Below are 17,311 nucleotides of genomic sequence, written 5' to 3'. Positions count from 1 at the left end.
ATACTGTTGCTGCGTGCAATAAATCTATTTGTTTTCGTGATGATAATGACGTCCATGACCTTGCTAATGGGATGCCAAGAAAAAAGCAGCCAAGATACTTTCTCTACAGTCGGGCAAAGTTTGTCCAAGAGCTTGAAACAATTTGACAATCAACCCGGCATACTTCTAACGGGGTTTGCCGCCGACCCTGATAAAAAATTGTTTAAGGTTGGCATTGATTATGACTTGAATAAAATAAGCAGCGATCAATTAAAGCAGCTCATCATCGATTATCTCAATGACGCTGCTTCCATGTCATCTTCGAACAATTGGGAAGAGCTGCTTAAGCCTTATCGATTGCAGTTTGAAAAACTAGGCGACGACGCAAACCTATTGCCTGTATTTGCTGAGAAAGAGATCGGGGCAGCTGAAATAAAATGGATGCCTGTGCTTTAACGGACCGAGGGGACCTTATTTGCTCACAGTTAACCATATTTGTAACCTAACGGACTGAGCAGCCGCTATTTGACCCATATACTTCTCGCATGGCTCCAAAATGGCCAAATAACGGCTATGGAGACCGTTACGTTGGCGAAGGGTGCATTTAGAGCGCAATAGCGACTGTGGAGTCCGTTACAAAATAAAAGGTGTCGCAAAAGCAGTTCTGCTTTCGCGACACCTTTTTGATTTTAGTTTATGCGAACCGCTTCATACAACTGCGGATCAAGCTTCGTCATGAACGACGTCCATTTCTGTCCAGGCGAGTAAAGGCGAAGCCGATGCATCGGACGCGTGCACGCCGTGTAGAATAGCTTGCGCTCGGATTCATGGCTATACGATTCCGATGAAGCGTCATAGATGAGCACGGCATCGAATTCGACGCCCTTGGCCAGATACGCTGGAATAACGAGCAAGCCATGCTCGAAAACAGGCGTTTGTTTCGTAACCAGCCGAAGCGGAGCCAGCTCATTCTTTAATGGCTGAAGGCGTTCATACGCAAGCTCTGCCTCTGCTGCTGATTTGGTGATCACAGCGATTGAGGTATAGCCTTCATCGAGCAGCGCCTTCATATCATTAACAAGCTGTTCGTCCCGTTGGTTCGAATCATTGCATTGGACTGCTACCGGTTTGCCGCCAGAGCGCTCGAACGGGATAATGCGATCACCGTCGGCCAGCATGGCGCGCGTGAAATCGACAATTTCCTTCGTTGAACGATAGCTGCGGGATAGATGCAGCCATGCGGTATCGTCCGGGCCATAGAGCTCCTCTAACGGCGAACCGCTATGCTCATGGAGATCGCTTGCTTGCGCGAACACGGCTTGGTTAAAGTCGCCGAGCACCGTCATGCGGGCACGCGGGAACAGTCGTTTGACGAACTCGAATTGGAAAGCCGAATAATCCTGCGCTTCATCCATGAGAACGTACCGAATGTTGCCGTTCATCTGGAAGCCTTCGATTAATTCCTTCAAATACAAGTAAGGCGTCGCATCCTCGCAAGCTAATTGCCCTTCATCAAGGAGCCGAGTCGTCCGTTCGCTCACCTGCGACCAAAAATCAGGCAGCTCGCCGCCTAGCAGCTCAGCCAAGATCGCGTTATCCTCGAACAGCTGGCGATACAAGGCTTTCGTGTCGACGAAACGGAGCGCTTTAATTTTTTTGTATATCGGTCTAAACGCTTCCCGAACAATTTGCTGACGGAGCAAATCCTCTTCCTGCTGGGCATCGTCGAATGCCGGATTTTTCGCTTGTTGACGTTTGTGTAATCGCGTATAAGCATCCTGATATTGCTCTTGATCAAGATAGTCGAGTTCATCCTTCACCCATTCCGCTTTGCGTTCTGCCCGTTCAAGCTGCCTGAGCTGGATAATAATCCATTCCTTCAGCTCGTCGATGCGATAGGAGAGGGAGGCCGAGGATTGGCTGTGATAGAACTGGGTCAGAATCGATTCGCGTGAGAGCAGCGTGCGCCCTCTGAATTTTATGCCGCGGAATTTCATGCGATCCTTCAGGAGCATATCGCGATAGCCGCGCATGACATGCAGGTATCGAGCAGACGCTTTGAACGTAATGCCGGCCATGCGGGCATCGTATTCCGGATCGTCATGCTGGGTCAGCATATATTCGATTTGATCGAATGGATCCTCTACCTCGAACGTTTGAGCGAGCCGACGATTAATATATTCCTGGAATGTCGTCTGCTGAATATTGTCTTCTCCGAGCTCAGGGAGTACAGTCGCGACATAACTATTGAACATCGGATTCGGCGAGAACAGGACCATTTGTTCAGCGGTTAGCCGCTCGCGATGCTTATAGAGCAGATAAGCGGCACGCTGCAGCGCTGCCGAGGTTTTGCCGCTGCCAGCCGCGCCTTGCACGACGAGCAGGCGACTGCTGTCGTTGCGAATGATACGGTTTTGCTCCTGCTGGATGGTCGCAACAATCGACTGCATCTGAGAGCCTGCGCCTTTGCCAAGCACCTCTTGAAGCAAATCGTCGCCAATCGTCATCCCGGTATCGAACATGGTCTTAATGACGGCGTCACGAATAACGAACTGCCGTTTCAGATCGATCTGTCCCGTAATATCGCCGCCTGGCGTAAGGAAGGAGGCTGGACCAGGCGGGAAATCGTAATACAAGCTGGCAATCGGTGTCCGCCAATCGTAGACCAAGAAGGTTTCGCCGTCATCCGCGATGAAGGAGGCGACGCCTATATATAGTTTCTCCGCAGCATTCGTGCCGGTTTCTTGAAAGTCGATTCGCCCGAAATACGGAGAGGGGAGAAGTCGTTTCATTCGTTTTAATTGATGCAGCATATGGCGATGGCTATGCTCACGCTCGGATAATACTTGAGCCTGCTGCTTCATGCTCATGAACGTTTCGAGAATATCGTCATCATTGCTTAGGTTGACCGTGACATCGTCCCAAAAGTGGGTGCGAAAATCGACGACCTCTGATTTAATTTCGCCAACTGCAGGCTCATACTCCGCGATGCGCTTGTGCAGCGCTTCTGTTACGCGAGCGACGCGCGCCTGCTCATTGTTCCATTCACTCGTCCATTCCGACATCTCGTTACCCCCATTGACAAGACTGTGGTTCTGATCTATAATATAGTATAGATCACTCTGTTTACACTCATTGACCTCAAATGTAAAGTCAGTTTTTCCATTCTACCATGGCTGCCTATACACCCGCAATACATCGATTGAATATTCGAAGCCGACAACAAGCGTTGTCGGCTTTTTTGCGCTTATTTTGATCGTTTATATCTCCGAGTGATTTACTGGCAATTAGATGCAATTGTCCAAAAGCGGTTCAAAAATGAAAATGAGCTGTGTTACAATCAAACCCAGCAGCGGGCCGACCACCGATACGCAACACAAGGAGGGGGAGCTCACAACATGAGAAACCGTATTTTTTCGAAATGGCTGCTCATAGCCGTTTGTTTTACACTTGCATTTACGATCGTCACGCCAGCTAACAAGGCGCATGCCGCGCTTCGATATGGTTACCAAAGTGTCGATGTACCCGATTTGCAATTTCGTTTGAAGGTGCTTGGCTATTTCAAGCCAGCACAAGTTACAACTTACTACGGTATGATGACCCAAGATGCCGTGGAGCGATTCCAGTCGGATTATGGATTGCCGGCTGATGGAGTCGCAGGTTCAAAAACGTGGTCGCTGCTGAAACGCGTATCGGTCAATAAAACGGAGCTCGATTTGCTCGCCCGCATCATTTATGCGGAAGCACGTGGGGAATCGTATAAAGGACAGGTCGCTGTAGGCGCCGTCGTCATGAACCGGCTTGCGTCGTCTTCATTCCCGAATACGATCAAAGGTATTATTCTTCAGCCTGGCGCATTCAGCGCGGTTGACGATGGCCAGTTCAATATGAGTCCGGATAGCGAAGCTTACCAAGCAGCGATAGATGCTGTTCGAGGCTGGGACCCGACGGGCAATGCGCTTTATTACTTTAATCCTGCTACGGCAACGTCCAAATGGATTTGGTCGCGTCCGCAAACCGTCCAAATCGGCCGTCATATTTTCGCCAAATAAGTTCAAAAAAGCTGGTGCTGTTACCGATTGTCGGTGGCGGCGCCAGCTTTTTTGATGTCAACCTTTGCGGATGATGCCGTTCGCCCCATGGATAATAAGCGGAATCGCTTGCTCGACGTAGGCTTCGGCCGTCATGACGCAGCTGCTGTTGTTCCAGCTGTACGCAGCGCCATAGATCGCCCAGCTGAGCATTGTTGAAGCGGTCATGACCTGATGCGCCTCTAATTGCGGGTATTTTGCCTGCATAATGTCAAAGAAGAGCTGCTGAAGCTTGATTTTGATTTGGGATTCGATAATAGGGCCTAATGATTTGTAGCTGCGTTGGCAAAAGATGTTCAGCTCGCTATGGTATTCACACAACGCCAGAAACACCTTCGTTATCGTTTCTTCATTTAACTCCGCTTGCTCAATTAGGTTGTTTGCAATGTTGTTCATAATATGCGCTGTAATTGTAGACTCTAGAATGTCGTACTTGTCCGTAAAGTGCGCGTAGAACGTGGCACGGTTCACTTTGGCTCGTTCGGTGATGTCACGTACTGTTATGTTGTCGAAATCTCGTTCGCGGATTAGCGATTCGAATGCGTCTTGAATCAGCTGGCGCGTGCGAATGACTCGCGGGTCCAGTTCATTTCGTATCGTTGGCATAGGGGGTGGCTCCTTAAGAAGAACAACACTTTTACGTTTATGTTGCGTAGGCAACATTTTAACGATATTGATGATTGTTTCGTTTTATTTTTTATTATACCTTATTAAAGCAACATTTTTGTTTAAAAAATATATCGGTTCATGGAAAAGGAGAGTTTTTAACATGGCAACTGTACTTATGATTAAAGCAAATGACCGTCCCGCAGAGCAAGCAGTCAGCGTACAACTGTATGATGCGTTTGTTCAATCCTATAAAGAAACGCATCCAGCAGATACGGTAGTCGAGCTCGACCTGTATGCAGAAAACCTGCCTTTCTACGGCAATGAGGCAATTACAGCCATGTTCAAATCGGCACAGGGCTTCGAACTTTCGGCAGAAGAGAAGCGCGCTGCTGACACGGTTAACAAATATCTGGATCAATTCATTGCTGCTGACAAAGTCGCAATCGCATTCCCGCTCTGGAACTTCACTGCTCCAGCGCCGCTTATCAACTATATCGGATATATTGCCCAAGCTGGCAAGACGTTCAAATATACTGCTGAAGGTCCTGTAGGGCTTCTCAATAACAAACCGGTTGTCCTGCTGAGCGCACGCGGCGGCGTCTACTCGGAAGGTCCGATGGTTGAGTTTGAAGCGGCAGTTCGTCCGGTTAAAGCAGCGCTGGGTCTGTTCGGCGCTCAAACGCAAGAAGTCATCATCGAAGGCCACAACCAATTCCGCGACCGTGCGGCTGACATCATTGCTGAAGGTCTGAAGAAAGCGGCAGACACGGCTGCAGCATTCTAATCCTTCTTATTCTATAGCATTCCAATTAAACCTTCAGTGCCGCAGATGATGCGGTGCTGAAGGTTTTTTGATTGCGGTGGAAACCCGGTAGGGCGCAATGGTATGATGGATAGGAGAAAATGTCGATTTTCAGATGATTGGGGATATGAGACAGATGAACGTGAACGTATTAGAAGCGGGAATGACCCACTCCGTAGAGGATGGCTACGTCGGATTCGTACGATTCGAAGTCGAGGGCCATGTTCGTAAATATGAGATGGCGCTGCAAAGCAAGAAGGGCAAAGACTGGGGCTACAGCCTTCTGTTCCTCGACGGCTCAGGTCCGGAGGAGCAAATCGAGCAGGTGGAAGAACAACTGGAGGAAGACGACGACCTCTACTTCCGTTTGATCGGCGTCGCTCGCGACGCGCTTCAGCCACAGCAGCCATAAGCGATCGCAGAAACTGGATGCAAGGAAGGTATGAATCAACAATGACGGAAATCAAACATTATTTTTTTGATATGGACGATACGATCTACGATCAATTGGAGCCATTCCGGCTTTCGCTTGTGAACGAAGGCATATGGGTGGATAAGGATCGGGCGGACTTCGAGGCGCTTTACAAAAGAGTTCGTTATCATAGCGACGAGCTGTGGGACGACTATTGCGCCGGGAAGCTAACGCTGGAGGCGACGCGCAGGCTGCGACTTCAGCTGGCGTTCGAAGAGCTGCAGACGCCGATAGACGATGCATACGCAGACGTGCTGCAAGCCGCATATGAGCGGGAACAGCGGTCCATTAAGCCTTATTCGGGCATTTTGCCGTTATTCCAAGCGCTCCGTGAAAAAGGCTGCGATATCGGCGTGATCACGAATGGGCCGGTCAAGCATCAAACGAACAAAATCAATGCGCTCGGCATTGAACCGCATGTGAACGACGGCTGGCTGTTCGTGTCTGATGCGGTCGGCATCGCCAAGCCGGACCCGCGTATTTTCCATGAGGTCAATCGCATGACGGGAACACTCCCCGAGAACTGCCTCTATATCGGGGACAACTGGCGCAACGATATCGTAGGCGCGTCGGATGCAGGCTGGCAATGCGTTTGGCTAAATACGCGCGGCAGAGGACCGGAATCGGAGCATCAGCCGGCTCATGAATGCGCGGATATTGAATCGTTGGCGCAGTGGATTCTTCAAGGCGCGCAGCCGGCAGCAGCACGGTAGGCGATTATTCATCTAAGGAGCAGCTCCATCCTTCGCAATGGAAGGACAGGCTGTTCTTTTTTTTGTTGCAGAATGCCTATTGCAAAAACTAATGCCATTCGTTTATACTAAAACTAATGTAATTAGTTAACGGAAAACGGGAGGTAATTATCATGAAAATGACACGCTTAGGGCAGCTTATCCAATTGGCATTTCTGCCGCGATTGTTCCCTGTAAACTGCTACTTGGTGGAGGAGGAGGACGAACTGACGTTAATTGACGCGGCAATGCCATTCAGCGCCAAGGGCATATTAGAAGCAGCAGCTCGGCTTGGTAAGCCGATCACTCGCATCGCGTTGACCCATGCGCACGGCGATCATATCGGCGCACTGGACGAATTAAAGCGGCAGCTGCCAAATGCTAAGGTCTATATTTCGGCGCGCGATGCCCGCTTGCTTCGAGGTGATCGGACGCTTGACGCAGCTGAGCCGCAGTCAGCTATTCGCGGCGGCGTGCCGAAGCCGAATGCGATCAAGACGCAGCCTGACGTTGAGCTGCAGGATGGCGATTTTGTCGGGTCTCTGCAGGTGATCGCGACGCCGGGCCATACGCCGGGCTCGATTGCTTTCCTCGATACGCGCAGCCGTGCCGTTATCGCAGGCGATGCTTTGCAAACAAGAGGAGGTCTTGCTGTATCGGGCAAAGTCCAGCTGTTGTTCCCGTTTCCGGCAATGGCGACGTGGAGCAAACCGAAGTCGGTGGAGAGCGCTCAGCGCATATTGGATGCGAACCCGACTTTACTAGCGGTAGGCCATGGTAAAATGGTGCAGCAGCCGGCACAAATGCTGGCCGAGGCGATTAAAGCAGCGGCACGCGCGTTACAATAAAGGAGGGTATGTCGATGTCACCACGAGTTGGACTTGATCTTCAGACGATTATTCGAGCTGCTGCCGAACTGGCAGATGAGGCGGGATTAGCTTCCGTCTCGCTTGCAACGTTAGCACAAAAGTTAAACGTCCGCTCGCCATCGCTCTATAATCATGTTGAGGGTTTGCCGGGCGTTCTCGAGCAGCTTACGCTGCAAGGCTTGCAGCAATTAGGGCAGAAGCTGGAGGCGGCGGGGGCCGAACTTAAAGGCGAAGAGGCCGTGTTTTCATTGGCTCAAGCCTATTCGGCATTCGCATTCGCTCACCCAGGATTATATGAAGCAACGCAAAAGCCGCAGCGGTTTAAAACGCAGGAGATCGAGCAAGCAGCCTCTCGGGTAGTTGAGCTTGTCTATGCAGTTATCAAAGAGCTGCTGCCGCCAACGGCGGATCATGCCACGATCATTCATGCGGTTCGGGGCTTCCGCAGCTTGCTTCACGGCTTCACCTCATTAGTGAATGAAGGCGGATTGGCGATGCCGATATCGCAAGACGACAGCTTTACCTTTATGATTCGTGCCTATATCGCAGGTATTCGACTAACGTAGAATAAGTAGGAGTTGAACGGATGTCCACCATCATGCGCATACGTAAGCCGATAACCGCTAATGACCCCTACATGCCAAGCAGAACGGCAAAGGAAGCCGGCTTGGATGAAGAAAAGCTGCTCGGCATGGCTTCGAAATTGCCTGAATGGGGGATGAAAAGCGTTGTCCTCGTACAGTCTGGCGCAATGGTGTGGGAATGGCATGATAAAGGAGAGGACCGGCCTTTGTCGCTCTATTCTTGCACCAAGAGCGTTCTGTCCATGCTGCTCGGAATCGCCATGGGGCAGGGTTTGCTCCAAGGAACTGACGAAAGGGTTGCCGATTGGCTGGAACCGTTTCGCCGTGCAGGAGTGGACGAGCGGTTCGCGGACATCACGCTTTCCCATTTATTAACGATGACCTCCGGCATCGATTGGCCGGATTTTGATAAGCCTTATCGCGCGATGCGGGCAAGCGAGGATTGGGTGCAGTTCGTGGCGCATCGCCCGATCCATCAGTTGCCGGGACGCGCGTTTTGCTACAATAGCGGCGGATCGCATCTGCTGTCGGCTATTTTGACCGAAGCGACGGGAGTAAGCGCCTTAAGCTACGCTGCTGAGCATTTGTTTGGGCCATTAGGCATACAGCGCGCCGCTTGGAGCTCGCAAGGCAGCGTCAATGAGGGAGGCACCGGCTTGCATATGTCCTCGCGCGACATGGCCAAGCTTGGGCTTCTTTATTTGCGCGACGGCAAATGGGGCAGCCAAACGATTGTGCCCGCTGAGTGGGTGCAAGCCTCGACACGAGCGCACCATAAGGCGCTCGTCCACTATGAGCCGCCGATTTATGGGCAATATGGCGACCATTGGTGGGTATCCGACGGCGATGAGCAAAGCGGCTCGTTTTACTTTGCATTTGGTTACGGCGGGCAGTATTTGATCGTTGCGCCATCGCTCGATGCCGTCGTTGTGATCCGAAAAGCGCCGACAGGCAGAAATCAGGCGATTCGCTCGCGCGAGCTGTTCCACCAGTGGATTGTGCCCATACTCGAAGCATCGAAGACATAAGCGCATCGAAAATGGACAACTTGCCGTTCCGGAACGCTACAGCTTACATATTCTGTTAGAGAGCATATCGCTCATAGAATGGGTAAGAGGTGATGAGAATGGCAGTAACCATTGATCCGGCTGCAAGAAACCTGATTATGGGCGGCGTTCGCTTCACGAAGGACGAGCTGGTTCACTATGTGCGCAAAGTAAATCCTTCGTTTAACGAGGCAATTGCGAGCGCTTTTGTAACGATAGGAGCTCGGTACGGCGTGCGCGGCGATGTCGCGTTTTGCCAATCGATCCATGAGACGAACTGGTTTCGATTCGGGGGAGACGTTAAGCCTGAGCAAAACAACTTCGCAGGGCTTGGCGCAACAGGCGGAGTTCCTGGACTTACGTTCAAAACAATTGAGGAAGGCGTGACGGCGCAAATCCAACATTTGTACGCGTACGCCTCTACGGCAGCGCTTCCGGCTGGCGAAACGATCGTAGATCCGCGGTTCACGCTTGTAAAGCGAGGCTCGGCATTGAATTGGGAAGACTTGGCTGGCAAATGGGCAGTGCCGGGGTACGATAAAAGCAAATACGCTTCGCTGGATGATGCATTGCAAGCTGGCGACACGTACGGCCAAAAAATCATTAAGCTGTTTCTTGGTTTAATCGAGATGGTTACGGCGTTAGGGCCGCTCGTCGTGCTGGATGCCGGACATGGCGGATCGGACCCAGGGGCGCAGGGCTACGGCATTGTGGAGAAAAATAAAGCGCTCAGCATCGCATTGAAGGTGCGCGATCAGCTGCTTGCGCGCTTCAAGGTGCGCGTAAATATGACACGGGACACGGACGTATTCATCCCGCTGCTGGAGCGTGCCTCGCTGGCGAACGATTGGAAAGCGGATTATTTCGTTTCCTTGCATCATAATGCCGCAGGAGGCAAGGGCTTCGAAAGCTATGTGTACAAAGGGACGCGAACAGGGGAATCGGGGAAAAAGCAGGATATTTTGCATGCTGCAATCATGGACTATTTAAGCACGGTCGGCGTAAACGATCGCGGAAGGAAGGAAGCCAACTTCGCGGTTGTTCGAGAAACGAAGATGCCAAGCATCCTGATTGAAAACTTGTTTGTCGACAATGCCTCTGACGCTACATTATTGAATAACGCAGCTGTCATTGATAAGCTGGCAGCAGCGATCGCGACGGGTATCGGACAAGCGATGAGCCTGACATCCGTTGCTGTAGTCGACCCGCCTAAGCCACCGGTCACGCCGCCAACGACAACACCGCCTGCTGCTGCTGAGTATCCGCAAGGGACGCCGCAGTGGAAGATCGATGCAGTGGAATGGCTGTATGAACAGGGACTGCTGACGGATGTGTCATGGAAAAAGAAAATCGATGAGCCGCTGCCGCTCTGGGCGGAGGCTGCTATCCTGCAGCGTTTGTACAATCTGCGCAATAGCTGAACGAGTGGAGCACAAGAAGACCTTCATTTTCCGAATTGGAAATGAAGGTCTTTTTGTTCGTTATTACTCCGCTTCATTATCCAAGCGAAACAGCTCCAACAGCCGAAAAATAAGGCTGAGCGCAATCGCGGCGACGGTTGCAAGCACCATTCCTTTGAGCTCGAAGCTGCCGAATTTCAGCGTTGTTCCGCTAATGCCTAAGACGAGAACGATCGTCGTGAGCGCGATATTGCGAGGCTTGCTGTAATCGACCTTCGTATCGACAAGCATGCGAATGCCGGCAGCAGCGATAACGCCGAACAGCATGAGCGATACGCCGCCAAGCACAGCATTCGGCACGGCGCCAATGAGGGCAGACAGCTTGCCTAAGAAGGCGAGCAGAATCGCAAGTACGGCAGCGCCGCCAATGACGAACACCGAATAGACGCGGGTTAAGGTCATGACGCCGATATTTTCGCCGTAGGTCGTGTTGGGGGTGGAACCGACAAAACCGGAAATGATCGTCGATATGCCATTGCCCAGCAGCGATCGATGCAAGCCGGGATCCTTGGTAAGATCACGTTCTACGATCTGCTCGGTGACGATCAGATGCCCAATATGCTCGGCGATGACGACGAATGCAGCAGGCAGCAGCGTCACGATTGCCGAACCGTTCCATTCTGGTGCTGTGAAGGTAGGCGCAGCGATGAATGAGGCTTGCGTTACATTCGTGAAATCAGGCAGACCAAGCGCCCAGGCAAGCAAATAGCCAACGACAAAACCGATCAGAATCGGAATGATTTTCATAAACCCTCGGAAGACGACTGAGCCCAGCATAATGATGAGCAGCGTCGTGATGGACACCGTAATCGTTTTGGGATCAGGCGACCAGTCAGGGCTGCCGTCTGAAATCCATCCGGCCATGCCGGCTGCGACAGGAATGAGCTCCAAGCCGATGATCGAGACGATCGCGCCCATCGCGGCGGGAGGAAATACGATGTCTAACCAGCCTGTCCCTGTCCAGCGAAGGAGCAATGCGAATAGGGTGAACAGCACGCCGACTGCGATGAAGCCGCCAAGCGCTTTCGGATAGTTTAAGCCGGGGTCGCCGCTTAAGACGACCATGACGGGTGATATAAAAGCGAAGCTGGAGCCTAAATAGGCCGGGATTTTTCCTTGGCATATGAACAGATACAGTAATGTGCCAACCCCGTTCATAAGCAGAATGGTGGATGGATCGACACCGAATAGCACCGGAACCAGAACAGTAGAGCCGAACATAGCGAACAGATGCTGAAGGCTGAGCGGGATGCTTTGCAATAGCGGAGGGCGTTCGTCGACCTTAATCATGCGCTGCATAGGAAGGCCTCCTTTTAGTTACAAGCATGCCCATAATGGAAATAATCATGATGATTTTAACGAGAATCGCGAAAATCAGCATCGACCATGCTGGAAATTGTTACTATAATGAAGAAATGATTGATGAGATTAATTATATAAGCGGCTAGAGGATAAAGGAGAGCAGGTTCATGTCAACCCTTAATGAAAACAAACAATACGGGCATGCGCAAACAATCGATGAAGTGCTCGAACAGCTGGATGAGATCATCGCGAAATCTATCGATAATGCGTCGCAGATCGGCTACTTCGCAGCGCTGTACCGGATGGTGACCGCACAAGTGAAAATAGGCATTGCGAATGGCCAATTCGAAAATGGTCCACGAATGGAGCAATTGGATGTTCGATTCGCGAATCGTTATTTGCAAGCGTATAGCGATTATTGCAATGGGAAGCCGTGCAGCGATTGCTGGCGTTTCGCATTCGAAGCAGCCGAGCAAAGCGGCGCCATCGTGATGCAGCATTTGTTAGTCGGCATGAATGCGCATATCAATTATGATCTTGGCATTGCAGCTGCGGAAACCTGTACGGCGGAACCGCTGGAGCATCTTCATCATGATTTTAATACGATTAATGACATTTTGGCGTCTTTAACCGATGAGGTGAAGCGCGATATCGATACGATATCCCCTTGGATTGGCTGGCTAGATCGGCTTGGCGGCCGAACAACGGATGTTATCATTCGATTTAGCATGGATAAGGCGCGCAGCTATGCATGGACTTTCGCCACAGAGGTATCCCATGTACAAGGAACTGCGCGTGAAGCTTTGCTTCGCAGTAAGGACGCATTCATTACAGAGCTGGCGCGAGAGGTGCTAAGGCCACCGGGCTGGCTGCTCCGTTCGGCGCTCTGGCTGATTCGGCTGCGTGAAAGCAAGGATGTGGCCGGGAACATCCGACTATTGAATGAGACGAAAGCCGCAGGCGTACAGGTACCGCCTATTCCGCCAGCGGGAGGTCCATTGTCCGTATAGAAGCATGGCAGCGTGCGGTTTGCGCATAATAGAGGAGGTATGCGTTTTTTTGCCCGCAGGAGGGTTGCATTCTACACGAAGTAATGTTACATTAATTAAGTAAGTTTCTTAATTGAAATGGAGGCGCTAACTAATATGACAAACACTTTCCTTTCTGCAGTGAAAAATCGCCGTTCGTATTATGGCATCAGCAACGAGCAAGTCATTTCCGAGCAACAAATTCAAGAGATTGTAGAGGAAGCTGTGAAGCATTCGCCATCCTCCTTCAATTCCCAGAGCGCACGCGTCGTCCTGTTGTTTAATGAACAATCCAATAAATTTTGGGATTTGACGACTGAGACGCTTCGCGGTATCGTCGGCGACGACGAGAAATTCCAAGCAACAGCTCAGAAGATGGCTAGCTTCCGCAGCGGCTCAGGCACGGTACTGTTCTTCGAGGACTCTGCTGTTGTAGAAGGCTTGCAAAAGCAGTTCCCGTCCTATGCGGACAATTTCCCGATCTGGTCGGGCCATTCCTCTGGCATGCTGCAATTCGTCGTATGGACGGCATTAGAGCAAGAAGGCCTCGGCGCTACGCTGCAGCATTACAATCCAATTGTAGATGCGGCTGTCGCGAAGGAATGGAACGTGCCTGAAAGCTGGAAGCTGGTTGCCCAAATGCCATTCGGCAAACCGACGGCGGAGCCAGGCGAGAAGCAGTTCCAACCGATCGAAGAGCGCGTTAAGGTGTTTAAATAATTTCGTGGCTATTTGAATAGAGATACTGGATAAAGATCCTGGCACTCCATCTTGGAGTGCCGGGATTTTTTGCTGTCAAAAAAATTTTTTTTGTAGAAAGTGAAACAACTAAAAGCTTCTAATCGTTAATAAGAATAAGACAGCGAGAACAACGCTAGCATATGATGAAGGAGCTAATTCCTATGAGAAAAATCGCAGTTAGTGTAGCGCTTATCGCGACTCTCATCTATTTGACCACGAGCGCCCATGCCCCTTCCCATGAAGCAAAGGCTCAACCTGCCGTCACGAATCCCGTGGATGCCGTGAAGCAGGAGACGGCTTATGTAGAACGAATGGACAAGCAGGATGGACAATGGAAGATGACGATTGATCCGATTGACTGGTACGAAGGGGACGCCGCAACGAAGATTTTCCGCGAACGCGAGCCCGATCCGGAAGTCACAGAACCGCCGGATGGTTATTATATTGTGAATGATGATCTTACCCAACAAACGATAACGCTGGCGGATAACGTCGCCGTGCTTATGCAAATATATGATCATGAGAACGCCGATGAAGGTGCAACGGTTGTACCTGATGAGCCGATTACGATTGAGAAATATAGCGAGCTCATTGGCTCAACGAAGGAAGATGGCATCCATATCAAGGATTTCCCTTATCATCTAACAATTGAGAATGGCAAGGTTGTGAAGATTGTTCAGCAGTATGTTCCTTAATGCGTAGGCAAATAAAATCGGGCTTCGCATGTGTCAAGTGACTGTATTTTTCGACTGATGAGGGTTATAATAGTCGGGTTAACGAACACATGAGGGAGCATGAAAGATGACAGAACCAGAAGAAAAGCCCGACCTTATTCCGACTAAAATTTACAAATGCAAAAATCCGGAATGCAAAGCATGGGTTCGTGAGGAGTTCGGTAGTGAAGGACAAAGTTGTCCGATGTGCAAGGGGCCAATGATGCGTAGCATGCGACATTTGCCGAAGGTGCAGAACAAAGTAAAACGCCAGCCTAAAAAGAAGGATCCATACGCATAAGCAGAGCGGAAGAAGCGACCCGAATCGGGTCGCTTCTCTTATTTTGCAAACTTGCGTGAATGTCTTCCTTCTGCGTATAGGCTATGCTATAGTTAATTTGAAATAGAGTTATCGATAACTCTAATAGAAAGCAATCTTTTATCTTTCATACCGAATACCTTCGAGAGGATCATGCTGCGATGAACAATACGACCTTAAGGTATAAGAAGCCTGCGCAAGAGTGGGTGGAAGCGTTTCCTATCGGGAATGGCAAGCTTGGCGCGATGGTATTTGGCCGGCCATTCGAGGAGCGTATCCAATTAAACGAAGAATCGGTTTGGCATGGCGGACCGCTGCAGCGGGACAATGTAGAAGCGCTTCCGAATTTGCCGGAAATTCGCCGGTTGTTGTTTGCTGGTCAGCCCGATGAAGCAGAGAAGCTGGCTTTTCAGACGATGATTTCGACACCAGAAGATCTTGGGCCCTATCAGACGCTGGGTGAGCTTGCGATACAATTTGATCGTGAGGATCAAGGCGAACCATCCGATTATGTGCGAGAGCTGGATCTTGCGACAGGCGTGGTGTCCGTTCATTACGAGGCAGGCGGTGTACGGTTCCGGCGGGATTCGTTCGCTAGCGGTCCGGATGGCGTCATTGTTTATCGGTTGTCTGCAGATCGGCAGCGCCGATTGTTCTTCACGTCAACGTTAAGTCGCGAGGAAGGAACAGTGTCGCCGCTTGGTTCGGACACGCTTGTGCTGCAGGGTCAATGCGGGCCAGAGGGCGTTCAGTACGCAGCGGTGCTTCGCATCGTTTGCGAAGGGGGCCGGCTTTCGGCTGAAGGCAATACGATTATGATTTCGGATGCGGATACCGCGACGATTTATATTGCGGCGGCGACGACTTTCCGCGAAGCTGATCTTCTAGCTGTGTCCGAGCAGAAGCTGAATGCGGCGATTGCCAAAGGCTTTGAGGAGGTACGCCGGTCGCATATTGCGGAGCATCGCGGTTTGTTTGATCGTGTGGCGCTTGAGCTGCGCAAAGCAGGCGATCACCCGGCGGAGCATGAATCGCTCCCCACAGACGAACGTCTGGCTCGTTTCCGGAATGGCGATCGAGAGTCGGGCTTGATCGAGCTGTTTTTCCATTTTGGACGTTATTTGCTGTTATCCAGTTCAAGGCGTGGAAGCCTGCCTGCCAACCTGCAAGGGATTTGGAACGATTCCATGACACCGCCGTGGGAATCGGACTTTCATACGAATATTAACATTCAAATGAATTATTGGCCGGCTGAGGTGACCAATCTTGCCGAGTGCCACGAGCCGCTATTTGACTATATTGATCAGCTTAGAGTGAACGGGCGCCGAACGGCGCAGGCGATGTATGGCGCGCGAGGCTTTTGCGTTCATCATACGAGCAACCTGTGGGCGGATGCGTCGATCACGTCGCGCTGGCTCCCAGCTATGTTTTGGCCGATGGGCGGCGCTTGGCTGACACTCCATATGTGGGAGCATTATTTGTACGGAGGCGACATTGCGTTTCTGCGTGATCGCGCATACCCGGCCATGCGAGAGTCTGCGTTGTTCTTCCTGGACTTCATGGTCCAAGATCCGCAAGGCAGATGGGTGACCGCGCCTTCCGTATCGCCAGAGAACAGCTATCGTCTGCCAAATGGCAACGAAGGCGCGTTATGTGCAGGTCCGTCGATGGATACGCAAATGATCCGAATGCTGTTCGAGGCTTGTCTAACCGCATTGGAATTGTTAGAGGAATCGGATGAGATTGCATCAGAGCTGCGCGAGCGCTTGGCCGGCATGCCGGAGCAAGGCATTGCGTCGAACGGAACGTTAATGGAGTGGGCGGACGAATATGAAGAGCCGGAGCCGGGGCATCGGCATATTTCGCATCTATTTGCGCTTCACCCTGCAGACCAGATTACGCTAGAAGGAACGCCTGCTTTAGCAGCAGCGGCTCGGAAGACGCTGGAGCGGCGGCTTTCCCACGGCGGCGGACACACAGGATGGAGCCGGGCCTGGATCATTCACTTCTGGGCACGTCTGCATGACGGGGAAGAAGCATATGCTAATCTAGCGGGACTGTTGGACAAATCGGTCCATCCGAATTTATTCGGCGACCATCCGCCATTCCAGATCGATGCGAATTTCGGCGGCACCTCTGCTGTGGCTGAAATGCTGCTGCAGTCCCACGCGGGGATTATCGAGCTGCTCCCGGCATTGCCAATGGCATGGCCTGATGGCCGCGTAGCGGGTTTGCGAGTGCGTGGCGGCGCTGAAACGGATATCGCTTGGTCAGAAGGGCAACTATCTTCAGCGGAATTGCGGGTAACCCGTGACGGCGCATTCCGTATTCGTACAGCCGCCAATTGGTCGATTCGCTGCAATGATTCTGTTGTATCACCTTCATCTGATGGCTCAATCGTACAAGTGAGTGTGCGAGCGGGGGATCGGATTACGATCCATGCTCACGAATTGAATATTAACCTTACGTAAACTGGAGGATAAGGAACAAAACGGCCGTTAAATCGGGCCGTTTTGTTCGTTTTTGAGCGATATGCTTCCATTCGCATAGCTTTCGGCAAGTTGA

General features: G+C 51.3%; 17 protein-coding genes. 14 read left to right on the top strand and 3 right to left on the bottom strand.

Annotated elements, in window-relative coordinates:
* The first annotated feature begins 6 nt into the window (after window positions 1-6).
* Entirely contained in the window at window positions 7-435 is a 429-nt protein-coding gene (locus tag PAECUDRAFT_RS05720) for a hypothetical protein (RefSeq protein ID WP_006037171.1), read from the top strand.
* A gap of 233 nt (window positions 436-668) precedes the next feature.
* On the opposite strand, the gene helD is transcribed toward PAECUDRAFT_RS05720, so the two are convergent.
* Complete coding sequence (gene helD / locus PAECUDRAFT_RS05715; RefSeq protein ID WP_006037170.1) at window positions 669-3,044, bottom strand: RNA polymerase recycling motor HelD; 2,376 nt, start codon at window positions 3,042-3,044, stop codon at window positions 669-671.
* 333 nt (window positions 3,045-3,377) lie between these two features.
* Here helD and sleB point away from each other — a divergent pair, with 333 nt between their 5' ends.
* Window positions 3,378-4,031 carry a spore cortex-lytic enzyme gene (gene sleB, locus PAECUDRAFT_RS05710; protein ID WP_006037169.1) on the top strand — a complete coding sequence of 218 codons (654 nt, stop codon included), beginning with the start codon at window positions 3,378-3,380 and terminating at the stop codon, window positions 4,029-4,031.
* 57 nt (window positions 4,032-4,088) lie between these two features.
* Here the strand turns inward: sleB and PAECUDRAFT_RS05705 are convergent, their stop codons facing one another.
* Window positions 4,089-4,676 (bottom strand): TetR/AcrR family transcriptional regulator, encoded by a 588-nt coding sequence (locus PAECUDRAFT_RS05705; protein ID WP_006037168.1) that lies wholly within the window; start codon window positions 4,674-4,676, stop codon window positions 4,089-4,091.
* Between the two features lie 163 nt (window positions 4,677-4,839).
* On the opposite strand from PAECUDRAFT_RS05705, the gene PAECUDRAFT_RS05700 reads away from it, so the two are divergent.
* The 7 genes from PAECUDRAFT_RS05700 to PAECUDRAFT_RS05670 all read left to right on the top strand — a co-directional run bounded on the left by PAECUDRAFT_RS05700 (window position 4,840) and on the right by PAECUDRAFT_RS05670 (window position 10,604).
* Window positions 4,840-5,463 carry an FMN-dependent NADH-azoreductase gene (locus PAECUDRAFT_RS05700; RefSeq protein WP_006037167.1) on the top strand — a complete coding sequence of 208 codons (624 nt, stop codon included), beginning with the start codon at window positions 4,840-4,842 and terminating at the stop codon, window positions 5,461-5,463.
* A gap of 154 nt (window positions 5,464-5,617) precedes the next feature.
* Complete coding sequence (locus PAECUDRAFT_RS05695; protein WP_006037166.1) at window positions 5,618-5,893, top strand: hypothetical protein; 276 nt, start codon at window positions 5,618-5,620, stop codon at window positions 5,891-5,893.
* Between the two features lie 41 nt (window positions 5,894-5,934).
* Complete coding sequence (locus tag PAECUDRAFT_RS05690) at window positions 5,935-6,666, top strand: HAD family hydrolase (RefSeq protein ID WP_006037165.1); 732 nt, start codon at window positions 5,935-5,937, stop codon at window positions 6,664-6,666.
* Between the two features lie 152 nt (window positions 6,667-6,818).
* Window positions 6,819-7,532 (top strand): MBL fold metallo-hydrolase, encoded by a 714-nt coding sequence (locus tag PAECUDRAFT_RS05685; protein ID WP_006037164.1) that lies wholly within the window; start codon window positions 6,819-6,821, stop codon window positions 7,530-7,532.
* 14 nt (window positions 7,533-7,546) lie between these two features.
* Window positions 7,547-8,119 (top strand): TetR/AcrR family transcriptional regulator, encoded by a 573-nt coding sequence (locus tag PAECUDRAFT_RS05680; protein ID WP_006037163.1) that lies wholly within the window; start codon window positions 7,547-7,549, stop codon window positions 8,117-8,119.
* A gap of 20 nt (window positions 8,120-8,139) precedes the next feature.
* Window positions 8,140-9,165 carry a serine hydrolase domain-containing protein gene (locus PAECUDRAFT_RS05675; protein ID WP_006037162.1) on the top strand — a complete coding sequence of 342 codons (1,026 nt, stop codon included), beginning with the start codon at window positions 8,140-8,142 and terminating at the stop codon, window positions 9,163-9,165.
* 98 nt (window positions 9,166-9,263) lie between these two features.
* Complete coding sequence (locus PAECUDRAFT_RS05670; protein WP_006037161.1) at window positions 9,264-10,604, top strand: N-acetylmuramoyl-L-alanine amidase; 1,341 nt, start codon at window positions 9,264-9,266, stop codon at window positions 10,602-10,604.
* A gap of 63 nt (window positions 10,605-10,667) precedes the next feature.
* Here PAECUDRAFT_RS05670 and uraA read toward each other — a convergent pair whose 3' ends face one another.
* Window positions 10,668-11,942: a uracil permease gene (gene uraA / locus PAECUDRAFT_RS05665; RefSeq protein ID WP_006037160.1), complete on the bottom strand. Its 1,275-nt coding sequence runs from the start codon at window positions 11,940-11,942 to the stop codon at window positions 10,668-10,670.
* Window positions 11,943-12,112: 170 nt separating this feature from the next.
* Here uraA and PAECUDRAFT_RS05660 point away from each other — a divergent pair, with 170 nt between their 5' ends.
* The 5 genes from PAECUDRAFT_RS05660 to PAECUDRAFT_RS05640 all read left to right on the top strand — a co-directional run bounded on the left by PAECUDRAFT_RS05660 (window position 12,113) and on the right by PAECUDRAFT_RS05640 (window position 17,217).
* Window positions 12,113-12,955 carry a DUF5995 family protein gene (locus PAECUDRAFT_RS05660; protein ID WP_006037159.1) on the top strand — a complete coding sequence of 281 codons (843 nt, stop codon included), beginning with the start codon at window positions 12,113-12,115 and terminating at the stop codon, window positions 12,953-12,955.
* Between the two features lie 135 nt (window positions 12,956-13,090).
* Window positions 13,091-13,693 (top strand): nitroreductase family protein, encoded by a 603-nt coding sequence (locus tag PAECUDRAFT_RS05655; RefSeq protein WP_006037158.1) that lies wholly within the window; start codon window positions 13,091-13,093, stop codon window positions 13,691-13,693.
* Window positions 13,694-13,875: 182 nt separating this feature from the next.
* A complete protein-coding gene (locus PAECUDRAFT_RS05650; protein ID WP_006037157.1) occupies window positions 13,876-14,409 on the top strand; it encodes a hypothetical protein in 534 nt (177 codons plus the stop codon).
* A gap of 106 nt (window positions 14,410-14,515) precedes the next feature.
* A complete protein-coding gene (locus PAECUDRAFT_RS05645) occupies window positions 14,516-14,728 on the top strand; it encodes a cold-inducible protein YdjO-related protein (protein WP_006037156.1) in 213 nt (70 codons plus the stop codon).
* Window positions 14,729-14,907: 179 nt separating this feature from the next.
* Window positions 14,908-17,217 (top strand): glycoside hydrolase family 95 protein, encoded by a 2,310-nt coding sequence (locus tag PAECUDRAFT_RS05640; protein WP_006037155.1) that lies wholly within the window; start codon window positions 14,908-14,910, stop codon window positions 17,215-17,217.
* Window positions 17,218-17,311 lie beyond the last annotated feature (94 nt).

This window comes from Paenibacillus curdlanolyticus YK9 (genome assembly GCF_000179615.1).
Lineage (GTDB): Bacteria > Bacillota > Bacilli > Paenibacillales > Paenibacillaceae > Paenibacillus_T > Paenibacillus_T curdlanolyticus.
This window is presented reverse-complemented; position numbering and strand designations above follow the sequence as displayed.

What these genes read in the sequence shown, in the direction of transcription:
- PAECUDRAFT_RS05695 (WP_006037166.1), top strand. Translation starts at nt 5,618, where the DNA reads ATGAACGTGAACGTATTAGAAGCGGGAATGACCCACTCCGTAGAGGAT.
- PAECUDRAFT_RS05655 (WP_006037158.1), top strand. Translation starts at nt 13,091, where the DNA reads ATGACAAACACTTTCCTTTCTGCAGTGAAAAATCGCCGTTCGTATTAT.
- uraA (WP_006037160.1), bottom strand. Translation starts at nt 11,942, where the DNA reads ATGCAGCGCATGATTAAGGTCGACGAACGCCCTCCGCTATTGCAAAGC.
- PAECUDRAFT_RS05645 (WP_006037156.1), top strand. Translation starts at nt 14,516, where the DNA reads ATGACAGAACCAGAAGAAAAGCCCGACCTTATTCCGACTAAAATTTAC.
- PAECUDRAFT_RS05680 (WP_006037163.1), top strand. Translation starts at nt 7,547, where the DNA reads ATGTCACCACGAGTTGGACTTGATCTTCAGACGATTATTCGAGCTGCT.
- PAECUDRAFT_RS05660 (WP_006037159.1), top strand. Translation starts at nt 12,113, where the DNA reads ATGTCAACCCTTAATGAAAACAAACAATACGGGCATGCGCAAACAATC.
- PAECUDRAFT_RS05685 (WP_006037164.1), top strand. Translation starts at nt 6,819, where the DNA reads ATGAAAATGACACGCTTAGGGCAGCTTATCCAATTGGCATTTCTGCCG.
- PAECUDRAFT_RS05705 (WP_006037168.1), bottom strand. Translation starts at nt 4,676, where the DNA reads ATGCCAACGATACGAAATGAACTGGACCCGCGAGTCATTCGCACGCGC.
- PAECUDRAFT_RS05690 (WP_006037165.1), top strand. Translation starts at nt 5,935, where the DNA reads ATGACGGAAATCAAACATTATTTTTTTGATATGGACGATACGATCTAC.
- PAECUDRAFT_RS05640 (WP_006037155.1), top strand. Translation starts at nt 14,908, where the DNA reads ATGAACAATACGACCTTAAGGTATAAGAAGCCTGCGCAAGAGTGGGTG.
- PAECUDRAFT_RS05700 (WP_006037167.1), top strand. Translation starts at nt 4,840, where the DNA reads ATGGCAACTGTACTTATGATTAAAGCAAATGACCGTCCCGCAGAGCAA.
- PAECUDRAFT_RS05650 (WP_006037157.1), top strand. Translation starts at nt 13,876, where the DNA reads ATGAGAAAAATCGCAGTTAGTGTAGCGCTTATCGCGACTCTCATCTAT.
- helD (WP_006037170.1), bottom strand. Translation starts at nt 3,044, where the DNA reads ATGTCGGAATGGACGAGTGAATGGAACAATGAGCAGGCGCGCGTCGCT.
- PAECUDRAFT_RS05675 (WP_006037162.1), top strand. Translation starts at nt 8,140, where the DNA reads ATGTCCACCATCATGCGCATACGTAAGCCGATAACCGCTAATGACCCC.
- sleB (WP_006037169.1), top strand. Translation starts at nt 3,378, where the DNA reads ATGAGAAACCGTATTTTTTCGAAATGGCTGCTCATAGCCGTTTGTTTT.
- PAECUDRAFT_RS05670 (WP_006037161.1), top strand. Translation starts at nt 9,264, where the DNA reads ATGGCAGTAACCATTGATCCGGCTGCAAGAAACCTGATTATGGGCGGC.